At 61.6% G+C, this 16269-nt stretch carries 14 protein-coding genes; 9 read left to right on the forward strand and 5 right to left on the reverse strand.

From position 1 onward, the window contains the following. Positions 1 to 70: 70 nt before the first annotated feature. On the forward strand, positions 71 to 817 hold the full coding sequence (gene cobM / locus CGA22_RS01000; RefSeq protein WP_041021305.1) for a precorrin-4 C(11)-methyltransferase: 747 nt from the start codon (positions 71 to 73) through the stop codon (positions 815 to 817). A gap of 172 nt (positions 818 to 989) precedes the next feature. On the opposite strand, the gene nfuA is transcribed toward cobM, so the two are convergent. Continuing rightward, positions 990 to 1574 carry a Fe-S biogenesis protein NfuA gene (gene nfuA, locus CGA22_RS01005; RefSeq protein WP_024781251.1) on the reverse strand — a complete coding sequence of 195 codons (585 nt, stop codon included), beginning with the start codon at positions 1572 to 1574 and terminating at the stop codon, positions 990 to 992. 117 nt (positions 1575 to 1691) lie between these two features. Continuing rightward, positions 1692 to 3983, reverse strand: coding sequence for a fatty acid cis/trans isomerase (locus tag CGA22_RS01010; protein ID WP_041021304.1), 2292 nt, complete (start codon positions 3981 to 3983; stop codon positions 1692 to 1694). A gap of 155 nt (positions 3984 to 4138) precedes the next feature. Here CGA22_RS01010 and metH point away from each other — a divergent pair, with 155 nt between their 5' ends. The 4 genes from metH (at position 4139) to CGA22_RS01030 (ending at position 10851) form a co-directional block, all read left to right on the forward strand. After that, the gene (gene metH / locus CGA22_RS01015; RefSeq protein WP_041021303.1) at positions 4139 to 7849 is read left to right on the forward strand and encodes a methionine synthase; all 3711 of its coding nucleotides are present in this window, start codon (positions 4139 to 4141) and stop codon (positions 7847 to 7849) included. Positions 7850 to 7935: 86 nt separating this feature from the next. Continuing rightward, on the forward strand, positions 7936 to 8154 hold the full coding sequence (locus CGA22_RS01020) for a DUF2970 domain-containing protein (protein ID WP_041021302.1): 219 nt from the start codon (positions 7936 to 7938) through the stop codon (positions 8152 to 8154). Positions 8155 to 8720: 566 nt separating this feature from the next. Beyond that, positions 8721 to 10373, forward strand: a complete 1653-nt coding sequence (locus CGA22_RS01025; RefSeq protein ID WP_041021301.1) for a nitrite/sulfite reductase — start codon at positions 8721 to 8723, stop codon at positions 10371 to 10373. Continuing rightward, positions 10357 to 10851, forward strand: a complete 495-nt coding sequence (locus tag CGA22_RS01030) for a DUF934 domain-containing protein (protein WP_024781389.1) — start codon at positions 10357 to 10359, stop codon at positions 10849 to 10851. Before CGA22_RS01025 ends, CGA22_RS01030 begins: the two co-directional genes overlap by 17 nt. Positions 10852 to 11478: 627 nt before the next feature. On the opposite strand, the gene sohB is transcribed toward CGA22_RS01030, so the two are convergent. After that, the gene (gene sohB / locus CGA22_RS01045; RefSeq protein WP_188258485.1) at positions 11479 to 12510 is read right to left on the reverse strand and encodes a protease SohB; all 1032 of its coding nucleotides are present in this window, start codon (positions 12508 to 12510) and stop codon (positions 11479 to 11481) included. Between the two features lie 232 nt (positions 12511 to 12742). Between sohB and CGA22_RS01050 the strand changes: the two genes are divergently transcribed. From CGA22_RS01050 to CGA22_RS01060, 3 genes are all read left to right on the forward strand, one after another. Further along, positions 12743 to 13453 (forward strand): histidine phosphatase family protein, encoded by a 711-nt coding sequence (locus CGA22_RS01050; protein WP_041023676.1) that lies wholly within the window; start codon positions 12743 to 12745, stop codon positions 13451 to 13453. A gap of 52 nt (positions 13454 to 13505) precedes the next feature. Beyond that, positions 13506 to 13823 (forward strand): SCP2 sterol-binding domain-containing protein, encoded by a 318-nt coding sequence (locus tag CGA22_RS01055; protein ID WP_041023675.1) that lies wholly within the window; start codon positions 13506 to 13508, stop codon positions 13821 to 13823. Positions 13824 to 13943: 120 nt separating this feature from the next. After that, positions 13944 to 14807: a LysR family transcriptional regulator gene (locus CGA22_RS01060; RefSeq protein ID WP_041023674.1), complete on the forward strand. Its 864-nt coding sequence runs from the start codon at positions 13944 to 13946 to the stop codon at positions 14805 to 14807. Positions 14808 to 14903: 96 nt separating this feature from the next. Here the strand turns inward: CGA22_RS01060 and CGA22_RS01065 are convergent, their stop codons facing one another. Continuing rightward, entirely contained in the window at positions 14904 to 15140 is a 237-nt protein-coding gene (locus tag CGA22_RS01065) for a YdcH family protein (RefSeq protein WP_024781383.1), read from the reverse strand. A 216-nt stretch (positions 15141 to 15356) separates the two neighbouring features. Here CGA22_RS01065 and CGA22_RS01070 point away from each other — a divergent pair, with 216 nt between their 5' ends. Beyond that, positions 15357 to 15878 (forward strand): DUF4142 domain-containing protein, encoded by a 522-nt coding sequence (locus CGA22_RS01070; RefSeq protein ID WP_041023673.1) that lies wholly within the window; start codon positions 15357 to 15359, stop codon positions 15876 to 15878. Positions 15879 to 15951: 73 nt separating this feature from the next. Here CGA22_RS01070 and CGA22_RS01075 read toward each other — a convergent pair whose 3' ends face one another. Further along, positions 15952 to 16221: a hypothetical protein gene (locus CGA22_RS01075; protein WP_041023672.1), complete on the reverse strand. Its 270-nt coding sequence runs from the start codon at positions 16219 to 16221 to the stop codon at positions 15952 to 15954. Between the last annotated feature and the right edge of the window lie 48 nt (positions 16222 to 16269).

The raw sequence follows: 16269 nt of genomic DNA on the forward strand, positions 1-16269 counted from the left end.
TCGCACTCCATGGATCATGAGCGATCTTCATTCAGGCGTCGCTCTCCCCTCTTTTTTCAGGAACCCGGTCATGACCGTCTACTTCATCGGCGCCGGCCCCGGCGATCCGGAATTGATCACCGTCAAGGGCCAGCGGCTCGTGCGCAGCTGCGCGGTGATCATCTATGCCGGCTCCCTGGTGCCCGCTGCCGTGCTCGAGGGCCATTGCGCCGAACAGGTGATCAACAGCGCCGAACTGCATCTGGAACAGATCATCGCGCTGATGGAGGCAGCCCATCGCAACGGCCAGGACGTCGCCCGGGTGCATTCCGGCGACCCGAGCCTGTACGGCGCCATCGGCGAGCAGATTCGTTGCCTGCGCGAATTGGGCATCCCCTTCGAAATCATTCCCGGCGTGACCGCAACCTCAGCCTGCGCCGCCCTGCTGGGTGCCGAATTGACCTTGCCGGACATCGCCCAGAGCGTGATCCTCACCCGCTACGCGGACAAGACCGCGATGCCCGCCGGAGAGGAGCTCAGTAGCCTGGCGCAACATGGAACGACCATGGCGATCCACCTGGGAGTCAATCATCTGGAAAAAATCGTCGGTGAGCTGCTGCCCCATTACGGCGCGGATTGCCCGATTGCCGTGATTCACCGGGCGACTTGGCCGGATCAGGATTGGGTGGTGGGGACGTTGGCCGACATCGCAAAAAAGGTGCAGGCCAAGGGCTTTCGCCGCACGGCGCTGATTCTGGTGGGACGGGTGCTGGGCAACGAGGTGTTCAGCGAATCATCGCTCTACCGCGCCGGGCATGCGCATCTGTACAGGCCCTGATCGGGCAACACGCATTCCCTGTGGGAGCGGGCTTGCTCGCGATAGCGGTGGATCAGGCAGAAATGATGTTGAATGTACCGCCGCAATCGCGAGCAGGGCTCGCTCCCACAGAGTTATGGGTCCTTGTGGGAGCGAGCCCTGCTCGCGATTGCGGTAGCCCAGGCTGCAACAATCAGTAGTAAGCGTTTTCTTTCTGCGTGTGGTCGGTCACGTCGCGCACACCCTTGAGTTCAGGAATACGCTCGAGCAGCGTGCGCTCGATACCTTCCTTCAGGGTCACGTCAGCCTGGCCGCAGCCCTGGCAGCCGCCGCCGAACTGGAGCACGGCGATGCCGTCTTCCACCACGTCGATCAGCGACACCTGGCCGCCGTGGCTGGCCAGCCCCGGGTTGATCTCGGTTTGCAGGTAATAGTTGATGCGCTCGTTGATCGGGCTGTCGGCATTGACCATCGGCACTTTCGCATTCGGCGCCTTGATCGTCAGTTGGCCGCCCATCCGGTCGGTGGCGTAGTCGACCACCGCATCGTCCAGGAACGCTTCGCTGAACGAATCGATGTAGGCGGTGAAGCTCTTGAGCCCCAACGCGGTGTCTTCGGGCTTTTCTTCCCCCGGCTTGCAGTAGGCAATGCACGTCTCTGCGTACTGGGTGCCGGGCTGGGTGATGAAGATGCGGATCCCGATTCCCGGCGTGTTCTGCTTGGACAGCAGGTCGGCCAGGTAATCGTGGGCGGCATCGGTAATCGTAATGGCGGTCATGGAAACTCCTCGCAGGCTTGCCGGCAGTTTACGCCAAATCAGGGCGTCGGACAAAGTCCCAGTATTTTTGTCAGGAAAGCAGCCGGCGGCACGGGTTTCGCCGCCGGGACATGCCGGTCAGAGGTTCTGGTAGCGATTCATGTCCAGCACGCCGGCCTCCAGGGGCTCGGTTTCCTCGATGTAACGGCTCAGGTCATGGAAGTAGTGCCAAAACTGCGGGTGACTGCGACGAATCCCCCAACGCTCGACAATCCGCTCGAACGCCTGTTCATCCTGGGCGTTTTCCATGGCGTCGACGAACGCCGGGACTTGCCCGGCGGGAATATTGAACATGAAGTTCGGGTAGCTGCTGAGCACGCCCGGATAGACCGTCAAGGTGTCCAGCCCCGGTTGGTAACGCAACTCCTCGCCCAGCAGGAACGCCACGTTGCTATGGGCACGGTTGCGCAGCAGGCTGTAGATCTCGCGATGACCGTCGGCGGTTTCGATGCGCAGCATCGTCGCTTCCGGCAACTGGTCGATGACCCGCAGCCCCGCCGCCGGGCGCGACACCAGGCGACTGAGGGCCTGCTCGGCATTTTGCAGGGCCGGATCGATGTTCGGGCGCGAGCAATAAGCGCCGTCGCAACGGTTGATCGGATCGGGCCGCGCATTCAGTTCGCCATAGCGGACCAGCAATTGCCGGGCGAAATCGCCCTTGGGGTCGCGTTCATCCAGCTTGAGGGCGGTCGGCTTGTCATTGTCGATGCTCTCGTAATCCAGCCACATCTTGAATTTGCCGCCGGATTGGTACCAGTCGTCGAGGTAGCCTTCACGGGAGTCGGCCGGCATCAGGCGCAGGAAGTTCTGTTCCGCGCCATTGCGAATCAGGTCGAAGTACAGCCGCGTCTGGGCCTGATGGGAGACGTTGCCGAACACATCGAAATTCACCGCCAATTGGTAATAGGTGCGTTCCAGCAACGGGAAGTCGAACAGCCACATCGTCTGCGGTACTTCGCCGATCAGGCCCTTGGTGACCGAGGCGCTGTCGAAGTGCCGGAAAATACTCAGCAAGGCATTGTCGTTACCGGCCCACAGCGTCGACCAGCTCGGTGCCGGCAATTCGGCGTAATTGTCCCGGCGCAGGGCCTCGTAGGCGTTGCGCTTGTCCCGGTAGTCGAGCCACAGGCTGACAACGCTGCCCACATCGTCGTTCTGCCCCGGCATCGCCAGCAATGGCGTGGCCTGGCCGCGATAGTTCGGATCGGTGATGTACAGGTCGTGCTCAGGGGCCTGGAACAGCGCCCAGAAGTTGTCGCGGATCACATCCGTGGCGATCTGACCCCGGCATACCGGGCCGCGGATAAAGGTGCGCACGAAATACTCGGCGTTATCGAGCATGAATTGATAGCGGGCCTGGGCCGGGATCGCTTCAAAGGTGGAGAACGGGTTCGAGCGGCGCTCCGGCCCGTAGCCGGGCAACGCCGTGACCTGCCAGTTGCCCTTGTAGAACAGGCTCTTGATCCGCGCCATCTTGGCCGCACTCAGCCCGTAGGTGATGTGGGTCTTGTGCACGATCACCCCTTGCACCGCCCAGAGCCGGTAATAGACGCGGGTGCCGGGGTCGTCGTTCGGGCGACGGGTGTTGATCAGATCGATCGGCTGACCGCTGGGCGTGCGCGAGCGCACCCACTGGAAGAAATGCCCCGGCTCGCCGTCCTTGAAATAGATGTGCGCCAGGAACCAGTGCTCGAACAACCAGCGAGCCACCAGGCTTTCCCGAGCGCCGGGAGCGTTGAGCAGGTTTTCCCATTGCACCACCTGCAAGGCTTCGGCGGCGCTCGGGGCCAGGGCTTGCTGGTCGATGGGGGCGCCGGCAGCCAGCCAGCGCTGCAAGGTCTGGTATTGCTGATCGGTCAGGCCGGTGACCGCCAGGGGCATGCCCTCCCTGGGGTGCGCGGCGGCGTATCCATCGAATTGCCCCGGCATCGCGCAGCTGTTTTCACGCGCAAGGCCCAGCGCGATGTCTTCCGGCAGCTTGGCGTTGGGTTGCAGCGGCGCGCCGTGCCCCAGCGCCAGCATCTGCGCCATCAACGCAGCCTGGCTCCCCTGGGCATCGAGCACCGAATAGAAGCCCTTACGCTGCCAGGCCTGCGGACCGGAAGCGTCATAGAACAAGCGGGTCGGGACGGCGGCCTGGCGGCGCTCACCGTCATACACCGACATCTTACTCGCGCCCCGGGCCGCGCCTTCGCCGCTGCCCAGGTTCAACTGGCAGGCAGAGTCATAGCAGGCGTGGCAGGCCACGCATTTCTCGGTGAAGATCGGCTGGATGTCCCGGGTATAGGACAGCGCGGGGACGGGATCCTTGGCGGCTGCGGTGAAAGACAACAGCAGCAACAGACTGCCGAATAAGACGCGGTACGGCATGTCTCGGTCCCTAAGAGATGGAACGGTGATTCTACCGGGCCAGCAGTCGCTTGCAAACATGAGCAAGATTCATGCAAAAGCCACCCGCGATCAAATCCGGCACAGGTTTGCTATGATTCCCGGCTTCGTAATGGTCTTTTTTTCCGGGTAGTCCTATGTCTGATCGCAGCGCTCGCCTTTATCTTCTCCAGCAGGCCCTCAAGGAACGCATCCTGATCCTCGACGGCGGCATGGGCACGATGATCCAGAGCTACAAGCTGGAGGAACAGGACTATCGCGGCAAGCGTTTCGCCGACTGGCCGAGCGACGTCAAGGGCAATAACGATTTGCTGGTGCTGACCCGTCCCGACGTCATCGGCTCCATCGAAAAAGCCTACCTGGATGCCGGCGCCGACATTCTCGAAACCAACACCTTCAACGCCACCCAGGTGTCCCAGGCCGACTACGGCATGCAGGGCCTGGCCTATGAGCTGAACCTGGAAGGTGCGCGCCTGGCCCGCAAGGTGGCCGACGCCAAGACCCTCGAAACCCCGGACAAGCCACGCTTCGTCGCCGGCGTGCTCGGCCCGACCAGCCGCACCTGCTCGCTGTCGCCGGACGTGAACAACCCCGGCTACCGCAACGTGACCTTCGACGAACTGGTAGAGAACTACACCGAGGCCACCAAGGGCCTGATCGAGGGCGGCGCCGACCTGATCCTGATCGAAACCATCTTCGACACCCTGAACGCCAAGGCGGCGATCTTCGCTGTGCAAGGGGTCTACGAAGAACTGGGCGTCGAGCTGCCGATCATGATTTCCGGCACCATCACCGACGCCTCCGGCCGCACCCTCTCCGGCCAGACCACCGAAGCCTTCTGGAACTCCGTGGCCCATGCCAAGCCGATCTCCGTCGGCCTGAACTGCGCCCTGGGCGCCCGCGAACTGCGCCCTTACCTGGAAGAGCTGTCGAACAAGGCCAGCACCCACGTCTCGGCGCACCCGAACGCCGGTCTGCCCAACGAGTTCGGTGAGTACGACGAGCTGCCGGCGCAAACCGCCAAGGTCATCGAAGAGTTCGCCCAGAGCGGCTTTCTGAACATCGTCGGCGGCTGCTGCGGCACCACTCCGGCGCACATCGAAGCCATCGCCAAGGCGGTGGCCGGTTACGCACCACGACCGATTCCGGAAATTCCCCGCGCCTGCCGCCTGTCGGGCCTGGAACCGTTCACCATCGATCGCAGCTCGCTGTTCGTCAACGTCGGCGAGCGGACCAACATCACCGGTTCCGCCAAGTTCGCCCGACTGATCCGCGAAGACAACTACACCGAAGCCCTGGAAGTGGCCCTGCAGCAGGTCGAGGCCGGCGCCCAGGTGATCGACATCAACATGGACGAGGGCATGCTCGATTCGAAGAAGGCCATGGTGACCTTCCTCAATCTGATTGCCGGCGAACCGGACATCTCCCGCGTGCCGATCATGATCGACTCGTCGAAATGGGAAGTGATCGAAGCCGGCCTCAAATGCATCCAGGGCAAGGGCATCGTCAACTCCATCAGCATGAAGGAAGGCGTCGAGCAGTTCATCCATCACGCCAAATTGTGCAAGCGCTACGGTGCCGCCGTGGTGGTGATGGCGTTCGACGAAGCCGGCCAGGCCGACACCGAGGCGCGCAAGAAGGAAATCTGCAAGCGTTCCTACGACATCCTGGTCAATGAAGTGGGCTTCCCGCCGGAAGACATCATCTTCGACCCGAACATCTTCGCCGTCGCCACCGGTATCGAAGAACACAACAACTATGCCGTGGACTTCATCAACGCCTGCGCCTACATCCGCGACGAACTGCCCTACGCGCTGACCTCCGGCGGGGTGTCCAACGTGTCGTTTTCGTTCCGGGGCAACAACCCGGTGCGCGAGGCGATCCACTCGGTGTTCCTGCTGTATGCGATCCGCGCAGGCCTGACCATGGGTATCGTCAACGCCGGCCAGTTGGAGATCTACGACCAGATCCCGGTGGAACTGCGCGACGCCGTGGAAGACGTGATCCTCAACCGCACCCCGGAAGGCACCGACGCCCTGCTCGCCATCGCCGACAAGTACAAGGGCGACGGCAGCACCAAGGAAGCGGAAACCGAGGAGTGGCGCAACTGGGACGTCAACAAGCGCCTGGAGCATGCACTGGTCAAGGGCATCACCACCCACATCGTCGAAGACACCGAGGAGTCGCGCCTGTCGTTCGCCCGTCCTATCGAAGTCATCGAAGGTCCGCTGATGGCCGGCATGAACATCGTTGGCGACCTGTTCGGCGCCGGCAAGATGTTCCTGCCCCAGGTGGTCAAATCGGCGCGCGTGATGAAACAGGCCGTGGCCCACCTGATTCCGTTCATCGAGGCGGAAAAAGGCGACAAGCCGGAGGCCAAGGGCAAGATCCTGATGGCGACGGTCAAGGGCGACGTCCATGACATCGGCAAGAACATCGTCGGCGTGGTGCTCGGTTGCAACGGCTATGACATCGTCGACCTGGGCGTGATGGTGCCGGCGGAGAAAATTCTGCAGGTGGCCAAGGACGAAAAATGCGACATCATCGGCCTGTCCGGCCTGATCACCCCGTCCCTGGATGAGATGGTGCACGTGGCCCGCGAGATGCAGCGCCAGGACTTCCATTTGCCGCTGATGATCGGTGGCGCGACGACGTCCAAGGCCCACACGGCGGTGAAGATCGAGCCCAAGTACAGCAATGACGCGGTGATCTACGTCACCGACGCCTCCCGCGCCGTCGGGGTGGCGACCCAGTTGCTGTCCAAGGAACTGAAACCGGCGTTTGTCGAAAAAACCCGCCAGGACTACATCGAGGTTCGCGAGCGCACCGCCAACCGCAGCGCCCGCACCGAACGCTTGAGCTACGCCGCCGCCGTCGCCAAGAAGCCGCAGTTCGACTGGAGCAGCTACCAACCGGTCAAGCCGACATTCACCGGCGCCCGGGTACTGGACGACATCGACCTGAACGTCCTGGCCGAATACATCGACTGGACGCCGTTCTTCATTTCCTGGGACCTGGCCGGCAAGTTCCCGCGCATTCTCACCGACGAAGTGGTCGGCGAAGCCGCTACCGCGCTGTATGCCGATGCCCAGGCCATGCTGCGCAAGCTGATCGACGAGAAACTCATCAGCGCCCGTGCGGTGTTCGGTTTCTGGCCGGCCAACCAGGTGCATGACGACGACCTGGAAGTCTACGGCGACGACGGCAAGCCGCTGGCCCGCCTGCATCACCTGCGCCAGCAGATCATCAAGACCGACGGCAAGCCGAACTTCTCCCTGGCCGACTTCGTTGCGCCGAAGGACAGCGGCGTGACCGACTATGTGGGCGGCTTCATCACCACTGCAGGCATTGGCGCCGAAGAAGTGGCGAAGGCCTACCAGGAAGCCGGCGACGACTATAACTCGATCATGGTCAAGGCCCTGGCCGACCGCCTGGCCGAGGCCTGCGCCGAGTGGCTGCACCAGCAGGTGCGCAAGGAACACTGGGGTTATGCCAAGGACGAAAGCCTGGACAACGAGGCGCTGATCAAGGAGCAGTACACCGGCATCCGCCCTGCCCCCGGTTACCCGGCGTGCCCGGATCACACCGAGAAAGCCACGCTGTTCCGCCTGCTCGACCCCGAGGCCAGCGAACTGAAGGCCGGTCGCAGCGGCGTGTTCCTCACCGAGCACTACGCCATGTTCCCGGCGGCGGCGGTCAGCGGCTGGTACTTCGCCCATCCCCAGGCGCAGTACTTCGCCGTCGGCAAGATCGACAAGGACCAGGTGCAGAGCTACACCGGCCGCAAGGGCCAGGAACTGAGCGTGACCGAACGCTGGCTGGCGCCGAACCTGGGTTACGACAACTGATCCTGACGATCGCGGCCGGCAGCGGCCGCGATCTTTTCCCAGGGGTTGTCTATGCTTGTCCCAAACCCATGGCAGACGAGGGATTTATGGACGACCCAGTCGACAACAAGCCGCCAACCCTGCTGCAGATGATGCACAGCGTGCTGGCCGCCGCCTTCGGCGTGCAGAGCGGCAAGAACCGCGCCCGTGACTTCACCCACGGCAAACCGAGTCACTTCGTGATACTGGGGATCGCGTTCACGGTGATCTTCGCCCTGACGCTGTTCGGCATCGTCAAGCTGGTGGTGCATCTGGCGGGAATTTAGAACGATCTTCCTGCACATCCCCCTGCGGGAGCGAACCTGTGGGAGCAAAGCTTGCTCGCGACGCAAACGACACGGTCGAGACCGCGTCATCGTTCATCGCGAGCAAGCTTTGCTCCCACAGGCTTTGCTCCCACAGGTTTTTTATTGCGTTGGACGACCGATTACTGATGACTGACCCAGAACACCGCCGTGCCTACCACCAGGATAATCAGGAACAGAATGGCCCAGGCATCAACAGTGCTGTCGCTTTTCCTTGCTTTGGTCGGATTGCTCATTGCATCGCCTCTTGTCGGTTTTTTAGGTGATTGCATAGGGACTCGACCACAGTTAAGACGATGATTGCCCATACGACAAATGTGGGTTCCGAGCCGATGGCCCCCATTAGGTCATTTGGTTCTTTACATATACTCAAACATCACTTTTGCGCATAACTCAAAACAGGTATCGTGCACCGGCTCCTTTAGGAGTGCGCGGCCGTGCGCGCAGAATTGCCGAGGCAGAACCCGATTCCAGCGAGCCAATACGCAGCTGTTTCTGATCGGCCCAAGCCTGAGACCGAGACTTATATGTACGTATATGACGAGTACGATCAGCGGATCATCGAGGACCGCGTCAAGCAGTTCCGTGATCAGACCCGACGCTATCTGGCAGGCGAGCTGAGCGAAGAAGAATTCCGCCCTCTGCGCCTGCAGAACGGCCTGTATATCCAGCGTTTCGCCCCGATGCTGCGGGTGGCGGTGCCTTACGGCCAACTGACCTCGCGCCAGGTGCACAAGCTGGCCCAGATTGCCCGCGACTACGACAAGGGTTACGCCCACATCAGTACGCGGCAGAACGTCCAGTACAACTGGCCGGCCCTGGAAGACGTACCGGAGATCCTGGCTGAACTGGCCACCGTGCAGATGCACGCGATCCAGACCAGCGGCAACTGCTTGCGCAACGTCACCACCGACCAGTTTGCCGGTGTCGCGGCCGATGAATTGATCGACCCGCGTCCGTGGTGCGAGATTGTCCGTCAGTGGACCACGTTCCACCCGGAATTCGCCTACCTGCCGCGCAAGTTCAAGATCGCCATCAACGGCTCGACCTCGGACCGCGCCGCCATCGAAGTCCATGACATCGGCTTGGAGGCGGTCTACAACGCTGCAGGCGAGCTGGGCTTCCGCGTGCTGGTGGGCGGTGGCCTCGGTCGTACGCCGGTGGTGGGTGCATTCATCAACGAGTTCCTGCCCTGGCAGGACCTGCTGAGCTACCTCGACGCCATCCTGCGGGTGTACAACCGCTATGGCCGTCGTGACAACAAGTACAAGGCGCGGATCAAGATCCTGGTCAAGGCCCTGACACCAGAAGTGTTCGCCGAGAAGGTCGAAGCCGAAATGGTTCACCTGCGTGGCGGCCAGACCACCCTGACCGAAGCTGAAGTCCACCGCGTGGCCAAACACTTCGTCGACCCGCAATACAAGGCCCTGGACAACCAGGACTTCGCGGCACTCGACAAGGAACATCCGGGCTTTGCCCGCTGGCGTAGCCGCAACACCCTGACCCACAAGAAGCCTGGCTACATCGCGGTCACCCTGTCCCTGAAGCCGACCGGTGTTGCGCCGGGCGACATCACCGACAAGCAGCTGGACGCGGTGGCCGACCTGGCCGAGCGCTACAGCTTCGGTCAGTTGCGCACTTCCCACGAGCAGAACATCATCCTGGCGGACGTCGAACAGAGCCAGTTGTTCGCCCTGTGGGGCGAGTTGCGCGAGCAGGGTTTCGCCACGCCGAACATTGGCCTGCTGACCGACATGATCTGCTGCCCGGGCGGCGACTTCTGCTCCCTGGCCAACGCCAAGTCGATCCCGATCGCCGAATCGATCCAGCGCCGTTTCGACGACCTGGACTACCTATTCGACATCGGCGAACTGGACCTGAACATTTCCGGTTGCATGAACGCCTGCGGTCACCACCATGTCGGCCACATCGGCATCCTGGGCGTGGACAAGAAAGGCGAAGAGTTCTACCAGGTCTCCCTGGGTGGTAGCGGCAGCCGCGACGCCAGCCTGGGCAAGATCCTCGGGCCATCGTTTGCCCAGGACGACATGCCAGACGTGATCGAGAAACTGATCGACGTGTACATCGAACAACGTACCGAAGACGAGCGTTTCATCGACACTTACCAACGTATCGGCATCGACCTCTTCAAGGAACGCGTCTATGCAGCGAATCATTAAGAACAACGAGGTCATCGACGAAACCTGGCACCTGCTGCCCAAGGACGCGACCCTCGATGGCATTTCCAACTGCGACGACCTGATCGTGCCCCTGGCCCTGTGGCGTGACCATTCGCACTACCTCAAGGCCCGCGATGGCGGCCTGGGCGTGTGGCTGGACGCCGACGAGGAAGCTGAAGAGATCGGTGATGACGCCAACCAGCTCCAGGTCATCGCCCTGAACTTTCCGGCCTTCACCGATGGGCGCAGCTACTCCAATGCCCGCCTGCTGCGTGATCGCTACGGCTTCAAGGGTGAATTGCGGGCCATTGGCGATGTACTGCGCGACCAGCTGTTCTACATGCGCCGCTGCGGTTTCGACGCGTTCGCCCTGCGTGCCGACAAGGACCCCTACGAAGCCCTCGAAAGCCTCAAGGACTTCTCGGTGACCTACCAGGCCGCCACTGACGAACCGCTGCCGCTGTTTCGTCGCCGCTGAACCCGTTGCATAAAAAAAGCCCTGACCCGGACATTCCGGTTCAGGGCTTTTTTTATGGGCTCGATCGTTCCCACGCTCCGCGTGGGCACGCCTCAACGGACGCTCTGCGTTCGGCTCTTTGGGACGCGGAGCGTCTCTGGCTGCATTCCCACGCGAAGCGTGGGAACGATCCGAGCGACCCGTTCTTACCAGAACCACTGCTGTGTCAGGCGACTCCACCAGCTCAGCAGCACACGGTCCACTGAGCCGCTGGCCGCGATGCCGACGCGCTCCTGCAGGCTTCGATCGTTCCCACGCTCCGCGTGGGCACGCCTCAACGGACGCTTTGCGTTCGGCTCTTTGGGACGCGGAGCGTCTCTGGCTGCATTCCCACGCGAAGCGTGGGAACGATCCGAGCGACCCGTTCTTACCAGAACCGCTGCTGTGTCAGGCGACTCCACCAGCTCAGCAGCACACGGTCCACTGAGCCGCTGGCCGCGATGCCGACGCGCTCCTGCAGGCTTCGATCGTTCCCACGCTCTGCGTGGGCACGCCTCAACGGACGCTTTGCGTTCGGCTCTTTGGGACGCGGAGCGTCTCTGGCTGCATTCCCACGCGAAGCGTGGGAACGATCCGAGCGACCCGTTCTTACCAGAACCGCTGCTGTGTCAGGCGGCTCCACCAGCTCAGCAGCACACGGTCCACTGAGCCGCTGGCCGCGATGCCGACGCGCTCCTGCAGGCTTTTGCGTTCGGCGTAGTGCAGGTGGTACAGCTCGGCGCTCTTGGCGCGCTCGGCCAGGTATTCGTCGCTGGTCTTCAGCTCGTCCACCAGATGCTTGCCAAGGGCTGCGACACCCAGCCAGACCTCGCCGGTCGCCACTTCATCAATGGCCAGTTGTGGGCGGTAATTGGACACGAAGCTCTTGAACAAGTCATGGGTGATGTCCAGGTCCTGCTGGAATTTCTCCCGGCCTTTCTCGGTATTTTCGCCGAACACCGTCAGCGTGCGCTTGTACTCGCCGGCGGTCAGGACTTCGAAGTCGATGTCGTGCTTCTTCAGCAGGCGATTGACGTTCGGCAACTGGGCCACGACGCCGATGGAGCCGAGGATGGCGAAAGGCGCGCTGATGATCTTCTCGCCGATGCAGGCCATCATGTACCCGCCACTGGCCGCGACTTTGTCGATGCACACGGTCAGTGGCACGCCGGCCTGGCGGATCCGCGCCAGTTGCGACGAAGCAAGCCCATAGCTGTGGACCATGCCGCCGCCGCTTTCCAGGCGCAACACCACTTCGTCCTTGGGCGTTGCCAGGGTCAGCAGCGCGGTGATCTCATGGCGCAGGCTCTCGGTGGCCGAGGCCTTGATGTCGCCGTCGAAATCCAGCACGAACACCCGGGGCTTGGCCGCCGGTTTTTCCTTCTGTTTCTTCTGCGCCTTCTCAGCCTTGCCTTCGCTCTTGCGCAGGGCTTTGAGCTGATCCTTGTCCAGCAGCGTCTGTTCGAGGCGCTCGCGCAGCCCCTTGTAGAAATCGTTGAGTTTGCTCACCTGCAACTGGCCGGCCGACTTGCGCCGCCCCTTGCTGCGCAGGGCAGCAAAACTGGCCAGCACCACCAGGATGGCGATGACCAGCGTCACGGTCTTGGCCAGAAAACCGGCGTATTCGATAAAGAACTCCACGATCACTCCTAATTGATTCTCGACTCGCCGCTCGACGGCGGACATTAAACGTTCCCAGCATACCCATGCGCCTGCATCGCTACCAGCCGGGAAACCTGTGGTTACCTTAAGCCCGGACCAGGCAGGACAAGGCTGTAACGGACATTTCAAACAAGCGTATGTTTTTTCATTGACAGCTCACTGCCATCCTCATAACCTCGCCAGACCTTCAACGTACCGGGATGACGCGGACGTGGGCAGTATCTATCTGATTCGACATGGCCAGGCCTCCTTTGGTGCGGACGACTACGATGTCCTTTCACCCAATGGCATACGCCAGGCACAGGTGCTGGGTAACCACCTGGCGGAGCTGGGTGTCGTGTTCGATCGTTGCCTTTCGGGCGACCTGCGTCGCCAGCAGGATACCGCCACCGGCGCCTTGGGCCGGATGTCCGCCGCCGGGCTGCCGGTTCCCGAGGTGGAAACCGACTCGGCATTCAACGAATTCGATGCCGACGCAGTGATCCGCGCCCTGTTGCCGGACATGCTGCCCCAGGAACCCGAGGCCCTGCACATCCTGCGCAATGCCGCACAGAACCGTGCCGAATTCCAGCGCATTTTCGCCCTCGTGGTCGAGCGCTGGCTCAGCGGCCAGTACGACCCGCCCGGACTGGAGAGCTGGCAGGGTTTCGTCGAGCGGGTCCAGGCCGGCCTGCAGCGCATCCTGGAACAGGCCGACAACAGCCACAAGATTGCCGTCTTCACCTCCGGCGGCACGATTACCGCCCTGCTCCATCTGATCACCCGGATACCGGCCCGACAGGCCTTCGAACTCAACTGGCAAATCGTCAACACCTCGCTCAACCACCTGAAATTCAGGGGGCGCGACGTGGCCCTGGCTTCCTTCAACAGCCATGCTCATCTGCAACTGCTGAAGACCCCGGACCTCATCACCTATCGCTGAGGCCGAATTAATCGTAGACCCTTGCTGTATCAACCCGATAAGGATCGAAACCATGACCTCCGTAGTCGACGCCGTACAAAAGATGAAAGAAAAATTCAACCCATCCGCCGCTGCCGGCCTGGACCTGGTATTCGGTTTCAACGTCACCGACGAAGACAAGCAATACGCGCTGATCGTCAAGGACGGTACCTGTGAATTGCAGGAAGGCGAAAATGCCGACGCCAACTGCACACTGGTGATGGACAGCGAAACCCTCAAGGGCATCGTCAGCGGTGAAACCGACGGCATGCAAGCGTTCATGGGCGGCAAACTGCGTGTCGAAGGCGACATGATGCTGTCGATGAAACTCTCCGAGCTGTTCCCGGCCTGAGCCTGTACGCCCTCTACGGGGTGCTGCTGGCTGCAACGAATCCCGCCCTCGTGGCGGGATTCGTGTTTTTCGGGCAGGCTTGGCAATTCTTTCATACCCACCTCCCGTATCGGCCAGCCCATGGACATCGACCTCGCTCGCACCTTCCTGGAAATTGTCCGCCACGGCAGTCTCGCCGCAGCGGCCGACAAGCTGCATGTCACCCAGACGGCGATTACCGCCCGGGTACAGAAACTGGAAAGCCAGCTCGGCTGCGCGCTGTTCGTGCGCAACCGTGCCGGTGCGCGACTGACCACCGACGGTGAAGCCTTCGTCGTCTACGCCAACCAGCTCGTGCAGACCTGGGAAGCGGCCCGCCGGGACCTGCCGCTGCCCGAGGGCTATCGCAATGTGCTGCACATCGGTGGCGAGGTCAGCCTGTGCAATCCCTTGATGCTCAGCTGGGCCCGAGAACTGCGTCGGACGATTCCCGGCCATGGCTTGCGCATGGACATCCGCGACGGCGAGAAACTGCTGCAACAGCTGGAGTTGGGCCTGTTGGACGCTGCGGTGGTGTATCAACCCGAATACTGGCCGAGACTGCAGGTTGAACAGCTACTGGAAGAGAAACTGATCCTGGTGCGCCTGGCCAGTTGCCCGGAGCCCTACGTGTACATCGACTGGGGTGTCGATTTCCGTCGCCAGCACGACACCGCCCTGCCGGACAAGGCCAAGGCTGCCGTCACCTTCAATCTCGGCCCCCTGGCCTTGCAATACATCCTGGAAAACGGCGGCAGCGGCTACTTTCGCACACGCGTGGTGCAGAGCTACCTGGACAGCGGCATCCTGGAACGGGTGCCCAAGGCACCGGAGTTCAACTATCCGACTTACCTGGTCTATTCCCGGGACCGGGATTCGGCGCCGTTGCAACAGGCGTTCGAAGTGTTGAGGACAATCGTCAAGAGCGGCAGTGATTGGTCCCAGCGCTGGGATCCGCTGAGTTGATGCATTGGGTTAAAGAGCGGGGGCCGTTTGCAGCCCGGCGGAGCGGTGCGACGTTTCGCTAAACCCCACCACAGAAACAGCCCCCGCGCCATCAGGTTACTTGCGCAAGTGCTCCATGATCTCGTCCTTTACCTGCAATCGTTTCTTCTTGAGCGTCTCCAGGGCAACGTCGGACAGTGCGGCGGACGTCGGCTTCTCGGCGTCTACCACCTCTGCATCAAGCTGGGAGTATTTTTGAAGCAGCGAGTCGAGTCTTGGATTCTCGCTGCGCTTTTGCTGGATGTGGTCTTTTTCGCACTTGAGATCCTGGCACAGATCATGGGACACCGGCATGGAACACCTCCTTCTGACGGTCAATGACAGGCGCCTTTGAGGGGCGCCTCAACCATCAGGATGGCCTTGCCGACGGGGTTCTGTCGACCGCCAATCCGACCAGCGGTGACCGTTCGTCGTACCGTATCGCTTTGCGATCAAACCTTTAGCCATACACCGCTCTCCATTGAACAGTGACACTCAAGATCACTTGTACAACCTGTACGGAGAATACCTATGGACGGATTTACCCTGCGTCAACTCGGCCTGGCAGTTGCCCTGAGTACCAGCATGGGCATGGCATGGGCCGCGAGTTCCAACGACTTTGTCGACAACGCGGCGGCCGGTGGCATTGCGGAAATCGAAACCAGCAAACTGGCCCTGGAAAAAAGCGCATCGGCGGACGTCAAGGAGTTCGCCAACAAGATGATCGCCGACCACACCAAGGCCAACCAGGAGTTGATGACCCTGGCTAAAAAGCACGACATCGAAGTGCCGGACGAAACCACTCTAGTGAAGAAGGCGAAGGCCAAGATTCTCGATATGCGCGATGAGTCCTTCGATGCCGCCTATGCCAATAATCAGGTCAAGGCCCACGAAGAAACCATCACCCTGTTCAAGAAAGAAGCCGAGACCGTCACCGACGACAAGAAGCCCGGCAACACCGAGCTCAAGGCGTTCGCCCAGAAGATGCTGCCGGATCTGCAGCACCACCTGGAAATGGCCAAGAAACTCCAGGCCGCACATCCCAGCAAGTAGTGTTTCAGGCAGTACTGAAGGTCAGAAAAAGGCTCGTCCCCCCAGGAGGACGAGCCTTTTTTGCGTAGGTCGATCAACCGCCGTCGGTGTCGATATCGGCGTCCGTGTCATCGCCGGATTTCGGCCGGTCAGGATCGGGCTTGAAACCCGGGCTGAAGGTGTTGTCGTTTTCCTGATGATGTTTTTTCTGATCGACCTCCTCGGCAGCGCTCTGGGCCTGGTCCGCGCCAGCCGGACTGATTGGCTTGGCATCGGGCAGTTGGGGATCGATGGCCGGGTCGTTGCGGGGTGACGGGTTCTGCGTCTGACCTTGTTGCGCCGTGTTTGCGCGATCGTCGTTCATGGGCACCTCTTCATGACAGAGGCCGGGGCGATGGACCGGCCTTGATCA

Source organism: Pseudomonas sp. PSB18, from assembly GCF_014596565.1.
In the GTDB taxonomy this organism is placed as follows: domain Bacteria; phylum Pseudomonadota; class Gammaproteobacteria; order Pseudomonadales; family Pseudomonadaceae; genus Aquipseudomonas.